A 13,419-nucleotide genomic window follows, 5' to 3' on the forward strand; every position below is an offset into this window, starting at 1 on the left:
CCATCTAAAAACCCAATTCCCAATCCCCGATTCATTCATCAATCTCCGCTAATTCCATCCACCTTTCTGTCGCTTTATCAATATCTTTCTTTAAATTCTCTACCTTTTCAAACAACTTTTGTACTTCTGCATAATTCCCCGCAGCTTTGGTTAACCCCATTTCCGCTTTTACTTTATCTTCTTCTAATTGAGCAATTTTCCCTTCCAACTGCTCGAATTCTTTCCTTTCCCAATTCGATAAACGACGCTTCTTTTTATTATCTTCCTTTATAATCTTAGCTTCTACTTTTTGCGCCTCGAATTTTGGCTTTTCTTTGTCTAACTCCGCTTGTAATTGCTTTGCTTTCGCTTCTTCGGCTCTCTTAAAATCTAAATAAACCGAATAATTTCCAGGAAACTCCCGAATCTTTGTATCTTCAAAAGCAAATATTTTATCGATAGTCCGATCTAAAAAGTAACGGTCGTGAGATACTACGATTACGCAACCTTTGAAGTCTTCTAAATAATCTTCCAATACCGCTAAAGTTTGGACATCTAAATCGTTTGTCGGTTCGTCCAATATTAAAACATTCGGCGCACTCATTAACACTCGTAACAAAAACAATCGCCGTTTTTCACCACCAGAAAGTTTATTAATTGGTGCATATTGCTGATTCGGGGGAAACAAAAACCTCTCCAACATTTGAGAAGCACTGATTCTTGTTCCATCGGCAGTTTCAATAAATTCTGCCCCTTCTTGTTTGATATAGTCAATTACTCGCTGGGAATCGTTGGAAGCACCAATCAATTCTTCCGAATGCTGGTCAAAATAACCAATATAAACCGTAGTACCAATATCAACTTCACCCGTATCCGGTTGTTCTCTTCCGGTGATAATATTGATCAAAGTTGATTTTCCGGCACCGTTTTCACCAATTATGCCGACTCTATCTTCAGGGCTAAATTCGTAGGTAAAATCCTTAATTAAAGTACGTTTGCCATAACTTTTCGAGATATTATTAACTTCAATAACCTTTTTACCAATGCGACGACTGGCTGTAGAGATATCAACTTTCCCTTGAGCTTGTTTAAACTCAGTCCCCTGCATCTCTCTAACTCGATCTATTCTGGCTTTTTGCTTAGTACTTCTGGCTTTAGGCCCTTTTTTTAACCATTCTAATTCTCGTCGCAATACTCCTTTAAACTTTTGCTGAGTACTTGCTGCGGATTCTTCTGCTTCGGCTTTCTTCTGTAAATAATATGAATAATTCCCAGAATATGTATAAAAGTCACCTCGGTCAATTTCAATAATCCGATTTGTAACTTGATCTAAAAAATAGCGATCGTGAGTTATTAACAATAAAGCGCCATTTCTACGATTCAAATAACTTTGCAACCACTCTACAGAATCAGCATCCAAATGGTTTGTCGGCTCATCCATTAATAATAAATCTGGTTCGGATAACAAAGCAGTCGCTAATGCAATTCGCTTCCGATAACCACCAGATAAAGTCCCAATTATGGCATCAAAATCAGTAATTCCTAACTGTGACAAAATAATTTTAGCGTTGGTTTCTACTTCCCAAGCGCCAATCATATCCATGCGCTGCGTCACTTCACCCAAACGCGATAATAATTGATTATCTTGGGGATTTTTAGCTAATTTATCGGAAATTTCTTCATACTCGCGCACTAATTTCATTTGCTCTCCACTATCAGCAAATATCTGTTCTAAAACCGTGCGACTTTCATCTAAATCTGGCTGCTGCGGTAAATATATAACCTTAGCACCGGGATTGACAATAATCTCTCCTCCATCAATCGGTTCCATCCCAGCAATCATTTTTAATAATGTGGATTTACCGGAACCATTAGTACCAATTAAACCAACTTTCTCATCAGCATCCAAGCTAAAACTAGCATCTTTGAGAATTTCTTTGATGCCAAAATCTTTTTTGACAGATTGTAGCGTAATAACACCCATAGGATTTTAGATTTTAGATTTTAGATTTTGGATTATTTTATAAGGTGCAGGCACCATCTATTAACATAGCTTAGGTATTTAAATCAGTAAAATAAAAATTTTGTGGGATGCTCCATTCTAAATTACTTTAATAAGATTAAATTGGCTGTAATTTATACTAAAAGCCGTAAAACACCAACAAATAATGATGCGTTACGGCTATTTCAATCAAGGTGCAATTACATTATTGAGACCTGTAATACATCCTAATTTCCAATGACCAATGCCCAATGCCCAATTACCAATATCATTTAATCAAATAAATCTAAAGGTAAATGTCCGTACATATGGTTCATTCCACCATCGCTAGAAGACTGACACGAAACTAAAACCCCGCGATGATGTCCCAAATAGGAATCAATGTAACATAGTCCATTTTTACCATTTAACTTGATATAAACTGGACCATCAATTAAAGGTAAATCGCTTGGAGGCTGATATCCTAAAGCTTGACAATAACTTTTCATCGCTTCAATTCCTTCTTCGGTGGTATCAGCACAAATACCTAAAATTTGATAATCGCACAGACTTGCAAGCAAAGTTAAAGCTTGACGGACTGAAATTTTTTCCGATGGCTTTAATTGTGCTGCAATATCAACGAAATCATATTTACTCAATATTTTCTTGGCTGCTTCAACTGTAATTTGGGTTTGGGGTTTGCTTGTCATAAGCCTAAAAAGGAATCTACTAGGTTTTTACTTCATGTTCCGGTAGAACCTATACTCTACCGAAAATCTACAGCTAGGATTGATCTTGTATGTTACTCAAATTAAACAAAAATGGCACACCACCCTTGGACTCATTTCCCATAACTAAGACTCTTGGCATTTGAGCACCTCCACTTTTCCAGGCTTCAATGGCTTCTTTTTGTAACACCAATTGTCCACCTTGAGCTTTTAAAGTTTCAGCTAACAGTTTTTGCGCTTCTGCTCTACCTCTAGCACGGTTAATATCCGCAAATGCTTCCTGTTCGGCTTCTGCTGCTACGTAAACTGCTCTTTGCGATCGCTGTTCGGCAATTTGCTTTTCTTCAACTGCTTTGGCAAATTCAGGAGAGAAAGTTAAGTCAATGACGCTGGTATCTAAGATAATTATTCCATATTTATCCAAACGTTGTCCTAATGCGTTATCAAAATCATTTTTCAACTCGTCTCTTTTGGTAATTGCTTCTTCTACGGTTCTTCTCGCAGCGGCAACTTTAAAAGATTCCTGAGTTTGCGGTGCAATAATTTTTGAGACGATATTTTCCAAGCTTCCCTGTTTTCTTCTAATTTCAACAACTTCGACGGAATCTATCCGAAAGTTAATCGCAAATTTTGCCGTCAATTGCTGCAAATCTTTAGTAGAACTTTGCGCGGGAATTTCATATTTTTGTACCGTGACATCGTATATATCTACATTAGAAATTACTGGTGGTTTGAAATGAATCCCTTCAAGTAAAGCACCATCTTGAGCTTTACCTAATATACTCAATACTCCGGCTTGACCGGGATTTATAATTACAAATGAATTAAGGCTAAAAACAACAAGTATTGCTACTAGAGTTCCTGCAACTGCGGCTTGCCAACTACCTAATTGTTGACTTTTCAAATTAATACTCCTTTTTATGTGAATTATCAGTTATCAATGAACAATTATCAATAAAAAATTATCAAATCGCGAATGGTGGAGGTGATACTGTTCCAAACCTCCCACATAAATCATCATTAATTATTCATTCATTGATAATTAATAATTGTTGTTTGATTTTCCGTGGTAATATAAATTCCACGCATTTACCTTCATATTGTGGCTCAAGTACTCAAATCCAGTCGGTTGCAAAAACAGCGTCGGAACTCCGCCCATCCGTTAAAACGCTTGCTTGACTACGGACATCATTATCGCAGAAAAATTCGCCTAGCGGTGGTTTGCTCTGTTCTGAACAAATTGTTCGACCTAGCACCTCCAGTGTTAATCGGTTTTGCTGTTGATGTTGTTGTCAAACAGGAAGATTCTATCATTGCCAGTTGGGGAATTAAAGATATTTTTTGGCAATTTCTAATACTTTCGTTCCTCACGGTGGTTATTTGGGTACTGGAATCGATTTTTGAGTATGCTCTGGAAACCCTATGGCGTAATTTAGCGCAAAATATTCAGCACGATTTGCGTTTGGATGCCTACAAGCATTTACAAAATTTGGAGTTAGCTTACTTTGAAGAACGCAGTACCGGCGGTTTAATGTCTATCCTCAGCGATGATATCAACCAATTGGAGCGTTTTTTAGATGTGGGAGCTAACGATATATTGCAAACTGCTACAACTATTGTAATCCTTGGTGGCGCATTCTTTATATTGGCTCCCAATGTGGCATGGATGACGATGTTGCCAATTCCGTTTATCCTTTGGGGAACGTTTGCTTACCAAGATTTACTCGAACCCCGTTACGCTGATGTACGCGAAAACCTGAGCTTTCTGAACTCGCGGTTATCAAATAATTTAAGCGGTATTACTACTATTAAAAGTTTTACTGCTGAAGATTATGAGAGCAAACGTTTAGAATCCGATAGTGATGCTTACCGTCGTAGTAATAGTAAAGCAATTAAACTTTCTGCTGCTTTTGTTCCTTTAATTAGAATGTTAATTTTAATTGGATTTACAGCGCTGTTACTATTCGGTGGGATGTCAGCAGTTAATGGTCAGATGTCTGTCGGAACTTACAGTGTTTTGGTCTTTTTAACTCAAAGATTACTTTGGCCTTTAACTAGATTAGGGCAGACTTTTGATTTGTATCAGCGAGCGATGGCTTCTACCAATCGGGTCATGAATTTGTTGGATACTCCCATTACAATTTACCCCGGAGACATCGATTTACCCGTTGAAAAAGTTCGTGGTGAAATTAGGTTTAATAATGTTACCTTTGCTTATCAAGATAGACAGCCAGTAATTAAAAATTTATCATTACAAATACCCGCTGGAAAAACGATTGCTATTGTCGGTTCTACAGGTTCGGGTAAAAGCACTTTAGTTAAGTTGCTGCTGCGATTTTATGAAATAACTTCCGGGACAATTACAGTTGATAATATTGAATTACAAAATATCAACCTGCAAGATTTACGTCGCTGTATCGGTTTAGTAAGTCAAGATGTCTTTTTGTTTCACGGTACGGTAGCTGAGAACATTGCTTACGGAACCTTCAACGCTAACGAGAAAGAAATCATGACAGCGGCTAAAGTTGCAGAAGCTCACGAATTTATTATGCAGCTACCCCAAGGTTATCAGACAATAGTAGGCGAACGCGGACAAAAATTATCTGGCGGACAAAGACAAAGGATTGCGATCGCAAGAGCAATATTGAAAAATCCACCCATATTAATTTTAGACGAAGCCACCTCAGCGGTAGATAATGAGACGGAAGCCGCAATTGCTCGGTCATTAGAACGAATCACCGTCGATAGAACCACCATTGCGATCGCGCATCGTCTTTCTACAATTCGCAACGCAGACCGCATATATGTGGTCGAATATGGTGAAATTGTCGAATCCGGTACCCATGAAGAATTATTAGAACACAACGGAATTTACGCAAGTTTATGGCGCGTACAGTCTGGGTTAAAATAAGTTATTACTGAGCAGTAAGCAGTAAAAAAATGATCCACAACAAAAGAGGGAGAAAATTGCATTTTTCGCTTAGCAAAGGTCAGAATCCTATTAATATTTAAATCGCAATAAGTACTAACGTAAAATCATTTATATAATTACTCGTGAGTTATATAAACCTTCCCTATTCCCTATTCCCCTTTGCGTGAGATAATTAAATTAATTGCTTATTCAGAAATGTAATCATGTTTGGTAGCACTCAATCGGATATACCTCAACCCAAATGGTTGCACAAGCTAGATAAATTTGTCAAAGCACACAAGCAGGAATTAGCTGCACTTTCGTGGGGACTTTGGCAGCAAAATGGTAATAGTAAGGGTACTATCGGTATTGATATACAACCAAAGCCGCATTTTGTATATTGTCCCTTAGAAGCAATTCATAAATTTGACGATAATGTCGATCGTAAGCTTCAGGAAATATTGGGTTTGATCGATAATCATCGACCCGAAGTAGAAGTTTTAATGATAGGTATTGGCAAAGAACAAATCAAGTTAATTTATTTTGAACCAGAACCCTCACCACCTGTTTGTTTTACCCAAATTAATCGTGATGTAGATGGATTATTGGATCTTTTGGAGGTGCGAATGGGTGATGAGATTGTTGATAGATCGCCCTCAGACTAGAAGTCTGGGGCTATACAGACTAAACTTCAAAGAGTCCCGTTTGTGTATGCGCGTTAGCGGAGCGTACCCGTTCACCGCAGGGTGTTCCCGTAGGGTTTCTTCTATTAGCTAAAAACTTGACAGTACCTAGTAGATTTGGGCAGCTTTCACTAATCTTTGCTTAACCTTGCATTAACCATCCATCGATCAAAGAATACTAATATAAACTTAGTATCTTTTTTTTTATAACATTACTTAAAACTGAATTATCTAGGTCGTCTATACAACAATTAATCTCTTGATGTTTCAGGTAGAATACTGCTGTGAAACCAACATTTGATTTAATAAACGGTTTGGGAGACATATAGGAGTGGATGAACAACTTCAAAAACTGATTAACGAAGTGTGTCGTTATGAAAAAGGTAGCGCAGAAAGGCAAAAAGCTTTAAATAACTTGCTGATAATTGTTCAACAGCTTCCCGGTATTTACAAATCTTACCATCTAGACTATTTAGAAGCGTTAAATCAAACATGGGAATGGTTTTGTCGGAATATTGAGCAATTTCAAGTAACTCCGGATCGAATAGAAACCAGTTTAGTTAAATGGATTAACGGTTATCTGAAGTGGCGCGTTAAAGATTTATATATTGCGGATGGTAACTATACAATTAGTTTAGATAAACCAATAGGTAACGATGATGGTAAACAAGTAACCAGATTAGATATACTACCAGACCCGAAGTTTACGAGTTTTACTTTGGATTTGCTCGATGTCAAAATTGCGGAAATTCAACAACGCGATCGCGAAACTTGGGGAAAAAGAATTATCCAGTTTATCGAAGAAGACGAAAATGGCCAGTTGAGACGCTGTTGTACCAGGGTAAATACGGAATGTCACTGTCAACTGCTCGCAAAACGGTTATTACTCGCAAACCCGTCTCATAAAATTGCCGATATTGCCAGAGAGTTTAATGTAAGCAATCAAACTCTATATTCTCATTGGAAAAAAAAATGCTTACCTTTACTTGAAGAAATTGGTGTGAATTTAAGGATTGATAAATGAATAGCACGCAACCAGACTATTTACAGGTTCCTCTTGGGAAAGATGCTCATCGTTATGCGGAAAAATTTGCTGCGGAGCAAGATTCTGTAGAGAAGGGTAAACAAGTTTATTTAAATACTTTAGCAGTTTATGGCGTTAATAATTATTTAAAATGGTTAAATATAGAAACAGCCTTGCATAAAAGCGACAGTTGGAATTGGAGTCTCAGGACATTTTTTGATATTGCCGATTTAATGTTACCTAATGTTGGTAGATTAGAATGTCGTCCGGTATTACCTGGTGAAACTTGTTTGGTTTTACCCCAAGAGGTAATGAGAGAAAGAATTGGTTATATTGCTGTTCAGTTAACAACAAAATTAGATTTTATTGAAATATTAGGATTCGTCCCAGCAAGAGTAATAATTGGGAATTCGGAAGTAATTGAAATTAGTCGATTGCAACCTCTGAATATTTTGATTGATAGTATAAGTAAACGCCAAAAATTAGTAAATTTGTGTCAGTGGATCGAAGGAGTATTCGATTCTTGTTGGCAATCTCCAGAATTAGTTTTAGCTGATAATTTCAGAGGTACTGCGACGGCTACTCGTCAAAATACCGAACAGACAAATTCCGTGAGTCGAGCTAAGGTAATTAATGTTGGAAAACAGATAGTTTCATTAATGGAATTAATCCCAACAAATAGTGATGTGTTTGATATTAGATTGCGGCTTTATCCGGCAGAAAATAATGTTCACTTACCCCAAAATTTAGAATTAACTATTTTGGATGAATCGGGGAATGCCTGTATGAAAACTCAAGCAGAAACCGCTAATGATTGGATACAGCTTGAATTTAGCTGTCACCATGAAGAGAAATTTAGTGTGGAACTAAAGTTAGGAGAAACAAGTATTACTGAAGATTTTGTTGTTTAAATTGTGATGTAGCAGAGATTATTTATTGAGATAAAGCAACAGATTATATTGTTGAAAATCAGGGGCTTATTTTTAATCTAAAATCCATAATCCAAAATGAGGAAGAGGATAAAATCAAATGGCGATTGTCAAACTTAAACTCAGGGGAAATTGCCGAGATGGATTCCATGTAGATTTAACAGCGCAGCTATTAAACATTGAAACAGAAGGATTTTTACCTCCGCTTCCAGCGCAATTGGAATCATCTTTTAATAATTGGCAATTAGCTTATCGTCAAATTGATGCAGTGCGTTCTTATATTGCACCATCACCGGGGATGCGGATTATTCCTAAAGCCGTAACGAAATATTCTAGTACTGAATACGTCACATCGGTCAAAGAATGTTTAAATGAGTGGCTTAATTCCGGGGATAGCAGATGGCTTCCGGTGCGGGATCGATTAATTGCGATCGCGCAACAAATTAACTACACAGATGAAGAAGTTCGCTTTATTATCGATGCTAAAGATGTTAATTTACGTCGTCTTCCTTGGCAAGAATGGAATTTATTTGAGGAATACTACCCCCAGGTAGAAATTTCTTTAGATGCAGCCAAAAGCTCATTTAGAAAGACAAATGATGTATTTCCGAAAAGTTCCAAAATTAGAGTTTTAGTTGTCGTTGGTAGAAGCGACGGTATTAATACGAAAGATGATTTAGAAGTAATTAAGGAGTTAGAACAACATGGTGCAGAAGTTATTTGTTTGATGCAACCCAACCGTAAAGAATTATGTAATGCTTTGTGGGATGAACAAGGATATCATATTTTTATATTTACGGGACACAGTGGTAGTCAAGAAGATGGCTGCATTGGGTGGATTGAACTCAACGATCGCGATAGTTTGAACATTGAGGAATTCAAAGAAGCTTTAAAACAAGCGATCGATAGAGGGTTGCAGTTAGCAATTTTTAATTCCTGCGATGGTTTGGGGTTAGCAAATCAATTAGCACAACTGTATTTACCCCGCTGTATTGTGATGCGCGAACCCGTACCTGATATTGTAGCAGTAGAATTTTTAAAATACTTTTTTGCAGAATTTACTCGTAATCAATCTGTTTCCAAAGCTTTAAATAAAGCCCGCAAACGTTTAGAACATTTCAATTTCGATTATCCGGGTGCAATTTGGTTGCCGACAATTTGTGTTGCATCTAATATAAAATCCTTAACTTGGGAATCGCTGAATTCAGGAAATGTTACTTCTCAAATTGACGAAGCACCGGATAATTTAACATCTAATCAAGCCAATCAAAAGCCAAACATTAAACTTAAACCACTAATATTAACAGGTTTAGCTGTCGGTGGTATAGCTATTTTGGCTTGGAATATATTTTTAAAACCAACACAACCACAAACATTCGTAGATTCTCCTGACAAATCAACGCAGACAACATTTAGTTCCATAACAGTTCCTTCTGGGATATTCCGTTACGGAGGTAGCACTACTTGGGACCCACTCCGGCAAATTGTAGAACCCGAAATTCTTGCAACCCATCCAAACTTTAAATTAATAAATCAAGGTGCGATCGGTTCGGAAGCCAGCATCGAAAAATTATTAGATGATAAACTTGAAAATGGAAATCTCGATTTTGCTTTATCTTCTCGGGATTTGGAACAATCAGAAACACAATCAAAGCAAGATAATTTTAAACTAAAACAAATACCAGTAGCTATGGATGGAATTGCGATCGCAGTTAATCCTAAACTTCAGATAGCAGGTTTAACTATCGAGAATCTCAAAGATATTTATACCGGCAAAGTCACTAACTGGAAACAAGTTGGAGGTGCCGACTTACTCATAGTACCTTACTCTCGCAATCCAAATAGAGGAGGTACACCCAAATTTTTTGCTGATGAAGTTTTAAAAAATGAAGGATTTGGTAAAAATATTCAGTTTAAGATCGAGACATCAGAAGCTTTACGGATGGTAGAAGATAATCTTGGTGGTATTTATTATGCATCCGCACCAGAAATAGTTCCCCAATGTCGTGTTAGAACATTACCTATTGGACAAACATCAGATAATTTTGTTTCTCTTTACAAAAAACCATTTATTTCTCCAGAAAAATGCGAAGAAGATAAAAAACTTAATCAAATTAATCAAGTCAATATCGGAGAGTTAACAAGTAATTACCCTCGACATTTGACTCGTAAACTTTACGTAATTTACAAGCATACAGATTCAAGACATCAAGAACCCGATTTACAACAAGAATCAAATGCAGAAAAAGCAGGTAAAGCTTACGCAAATTTGTTGAAAACAGATGAAGCTAAAGAATTAATGAAAAAAGCCGGGTTTGCTCCAATTTAGAAATTTTACTTAGAAATTTTTTAGATTTTTTTGTTGTTTATTTTGTCTTTGAAATTTCTAAAGCCTAACATTTTTATTTAACTAATTATTACGAGAACATAAAATTAGATATACCAAAGTATCAATTAAACGTTCTGCCGACATTGGCATTATTTCTTTACCATTGAGAATCTCTTGAGTAATCATAAAATTTATCAAAGTACCTATAAAAATTCGCGCTACTGCTTCCGTATCAGAAATGTTTAATTCTGTATGGACGGCAAAGTAATTACTTAAAGCCTGATGTGCAGGTAAAGCCAAATTGCGAATAAAGACCTGTGGTAAATGAGGAAAACGACCTGATTCCGAGATAATTAACCGCATAAAAGCTTGATATTCGGGCGGTTCCGACATAATTTCACTTAACAAAGTATTTGCTAAATTTCGCAGTACTTGTTCCGGTTCCCCTTGCATATATTTGATGCCAAATATAGTTTGAAACCGTTGAGTAGCCATGTGTTTTACTAAAGATGAAAATAACGTTTCTTTATCTTTAAAATGGCTATAAAGAGTTTGTTTTGATACACCAGATGAAGCCGCAATTCTATCCATACTAGTATCTGAATAGCCCCGCTTCAAAAATTCTGGCATTGCTCCAAAGAGAATTTTTTCTGATTTTAAAGCTGATTTTTTGGCTTTGAATTTCCCCATGTTTCGCAGAGTAAAGAAGCTAAAACTAGGTTATTTAAATCTACTTTGTAACACTTTACAATCTACGAAAAAAAATAACTCTATCATACTATACAGTCTAGTTTGAAATTGAAAGTTATCATACTCCACAGTCTACCTTATAAATAGAATTGCTTTTCTGGTTTTTTATCTGTTTTATTCTTATCTGATTTATGAATTACAAGATTAAGTTTGCGTCAGTAGTATCATATGCCACTATATTAATACTTTAATATTAGTATTTTGAGCAAATTGAACCAAAATAATTTCTAATCAAAAACGATAAAATGAACTCTGAATCTCAAATACAGCTTAGAGAAACTGCTTTAATTACCGGAGCCGCTAGCGGAATTGGTTATGAATTAATGCAGATATTTGCTCAAAATAAATACAATCTTGTATTAGTAGATAGAAATCAACAAAAGCTTTCTGAAATGGCGGAAGAATTACCCAAAAAATTCGGTATTTTGGTCAAAGTTATTGTTAAAGATTTATCGATTCCTTTTGCAGCAAAAGAAATTTTTGCAGAATTAAATGAGTCATTAACCAAAATTGATGTATTAGTAAACAATGCTGGATTTGGTAACTATGGATTATTCAACGAAACAGATTTGAATGCCGAGTTAGAAATGATGCAAGTTAACATGGTATGCACTACACATTTAACCAAATTATTTCTCAAAGGGATGGTAGAGCGAGGTAAAGGGAAAATATTAAATGTTGCTTCCACCGCTGCTTTTCAACCGGGACCTTTAATGGCAGTATACTTTGCTACTAAAGCATACATCTTTTCATTTTCGCAGGCGATCGCCAATGAATTAGAAGGTACTGGTATAACTGTAACAGTTCTTTGTCCGGGTCCAACAGCATCCGCTTTTCATCATAGAACTGGAATGTCGGACTCGAAGTTACTCAAAACTAAGAATATGATGGATGCTCGAACCGTAGCCGAAATTGGCTATCGTGGGTTAATGACAAACAAAGCTACGGTTATTCCTGGATTACAAAATCAAATATTAGCTGAAGTTGTCAGATTTATTCCCAGAAACCTGCTAACCAAAATAGTTAGGACTACCCAGGAGGTCAAAGATTAATTATAAGTAATAAGTACTGACGCAAAATTATTTATATAATTACTCATGAGTTATATAAACTTTCTTTATTCCCTTCCCAGACGAAATGTTTAATTTATTTTGCACGAGTACTTAGCAGAATTGTTGCTGGTGCTGTGAATATTTTAGTTTTGTATAAAAAAGCTTATTAGTTACGCTTTAACGCTAAATACACGAATTAGCGCTAAAGCGCAACTACAAACTTTAATTATATTTTTATCGATTAATTGCAATTTTGCTCGGATTATTTTTTGAATTATTTTCTAATTTAAAGGAATTAAAAAAATGTGTAGCATCTCCAGCTTGGGAGTTAGAAACGTCGAGAATATATAGCCTTTTGCCCACTAAAAATAAACGAATATTAGCAATTATAATTTGATTTTCAGATTGATTTTTATTTTGATATTCTACTTCTATACCCGGATATTTTCCTAACTGAATATTTTGCTCTTTTAATGATTTTGCTTCCCTACCTAAAAATTCTTTTAAAAAATTATCATAAATTTCGCTCAATGGTAACTTACTTAAATCCGTTTTATAATCAACGTAACCTACGATATAAGAGCTTTTCTTCGTATCCGCATAGTAAATATTTATCGAATAATCTTTACTTTGAGAATTTAAATTAGTTACAGATGTATCGGGTACGAAAATAGAAAAATTCCCTTGACTGGAATAAAACTCTTTCCATCCGGAAGTTGCTGTTGCGGAAATATCAGGATTAACTTCCGCTTGTATTTGTGTCAATAACTGCTTCGGAGAAAACGCAATTGTTGCATCAATTGGGGTATATGTTATTACTCCTAACCCCAGCATTACAACGTTTAGTGCTAATTGATTCATTTTCGTCTTTCCTGCAATACTGGAAAATCCTTGAGTACAAATCTTAATACAGTCAAAATCCATTCAAATCACTATGATTATTTAAATTAACTTTCATTTATTCTGAAGGTTTGTAGTCTCCCGACGATCAGGGAAAAACGAACTCCTCAAAACTTATGTGGTGAAGTATTAGTACTCCGCCACGTTAATTTT

At 35.9% G+C, this 13,419-nt stretch carries 11 protein-coding genes; 6 read left to right on the forward strand and 5 right to left on the reverse strand.

What is annotated here, in order from left to right:
- Window positions 1–31: 31 nt before the first annotated feature.
- From VB797_RS21470 to VB797_RS21480, 3 genes are all read right to left on the reverse strand, one after another.
- Window positions 32–1,963 (reverse strand): ABC-F family ATP-binding cassette domain-containing protein, encoded by a 1,932-nt coding sequence (locus VB797_RS21470; protein WP_323239773.1) that lies wholly within the window; start codon window positions 1,961–1,963, stop codon window positions 32–34.
- A 290-nt stretch (window positions 1,964–2,253) separates the two neighbouring features.
- Window positions 2,254–2,670, reverse strand: coding sequence for a DUF1824 family protein (locus tag VB797_RS21475; RefSeq protein ID WP_323239774.1), 417 nt, complete (start codon window positions 2,668–2,670; stop codon window positions 2,254–2,256).
- Window positions 2,671–2,743: 73 nt separating this feature from the next.
- Window positions 2,744–3,592: a prohibitin family protein gene (locus VB797_RS21480; protein WP_323239775.1), complete on the reverse strand. Its 849-nt coding sequence runs from the start codon at window positions 3,590–3,592 to the stop codon at window positions 2,744–2,746.
- Window positions 3,593–3,790: 198 nt separating this feature from the next.
- Between VB797_RS21480 and VB797_RS21485 the strand changes: the two genes are divergently transcribed.
- From VB797_RS21485 to VB797_RS21505, 5 genes are all read left to right on the forward strand, one after another.
- Window positions 3,791–5,599: an ABC transporter ATP-binding protein gene (locus VB797_RS21485; RefSeq protein ID WP_323239776.1), complete on the forward strand. Its 1,809-nt coding sequence runs from the start codon at window positions 3,791–3,793 to the stop codon at window positions 5,597–5,599.
- A 221-nt stretch (window positions 5,600–5,820) separates the two neighbouring features.
- Entirely contained in the window at window positions 5,821–6,264 is a 444-nt protein-coding gene (locus VB797_RS21490; protein WP_323239812.1) for a hypothetical protein, read from the forward strand.
- A gap of 349 nt (window positions 6,265–6,613) precedes the next feature.
- A complete protein-coding gene (locus VB797_RS21495; RefSeq protein WP_323239777.1) occupies window positions 6,614–7,306 on the forward strand; it encodes a hypothetical protein in 693 nt (230 codons plus the stop codon).
- On the forward strand, window positions 7,303–8,217 hold the full coding sequence (locus VB797_RS21500) for a DUF1822 family protein (RefSeq protein WP_323239778.1): 915 nt from the start codon (window positions 7,303–7,305) through the stop codon (window positions 8,215–8,217). Before VB797_RS21495 ends, VB797_RS21500 begins: the two co-directional genes overlap by 4 nt.
- Window positions 8,218–8,335: 118 nt before the next feature.
- Window positions 8,336–10,564 (forward strand): substrate-binding domain-containing protein, encoded by a 2,229-nt coding sequence (locus VB797_RS21505; protein ID WP_323239779.1) that lies wholly within the window; start codon window positions 8,336–8,338, stop codon window positions 10,562–10,564.
- An 81-nt stretch (window positions 10,565–10,645) separates the two neighbouring features.
- Here VB797_RS21505 and VB797_RS21510 read toward each other — a convergent pair whose 3' ends face one another.
- Window positions 10,646–11,254 (reverse strand): TetR/AcrR family transcriptional regulator, encoded by a 609-nt coding sequence (locus VB797_RS21510; RefSeq protein ID WP_323239780.1) that lies wholly within the window; start codon window positions 11,252–11,254, stop codon window positions 10,646–10,648.
- A gap of 305 nt (window positions 11,255–11,559) precedes the next feature.
- Here VB797_RS21510 and VB797_RS21515 point away from each other — a divergent pair, with 305 nt between their 5' ends.
- Window positions 11,560–12,366: an SDR family oxidoreductase gene (locus VB797_RS21515; protein ID WP_323239781.1), complete on the forward strand. Its 807-nt coding sequence runs from the start codon at window positions 11,560–11,562 to the stop codon at window positions 12,364–12,366.
- A 234-nt stretch (window positions 12,367–12,600) separates the two neighbouring features.
- Here the strand turns inward: VB797_RS21515 and VB797_RS21520 are convergent, their stop codons facing one another.
- Complete coding sequence (locus tag VB797_RS21520; protein WP_323239782.1) at window positions 12,601–13,227, reverse strand: hypothetical protein; 627 nt, start codon at window positions 13,225–13,227, stop codon at window positions 12,601–12,603.
- Window positions 13,228–13,419: the final 192 nt, after the last annotated feature.

The organism is Rivularia sp. UHCC 0363, from assembly GCF_034931125.1.
Taxonomy (GTDB): Bacteria; Cyanobacteriota; Cyanobacteriia; order Cyanobacteriales; family Nostocaceae; genus Rivularia.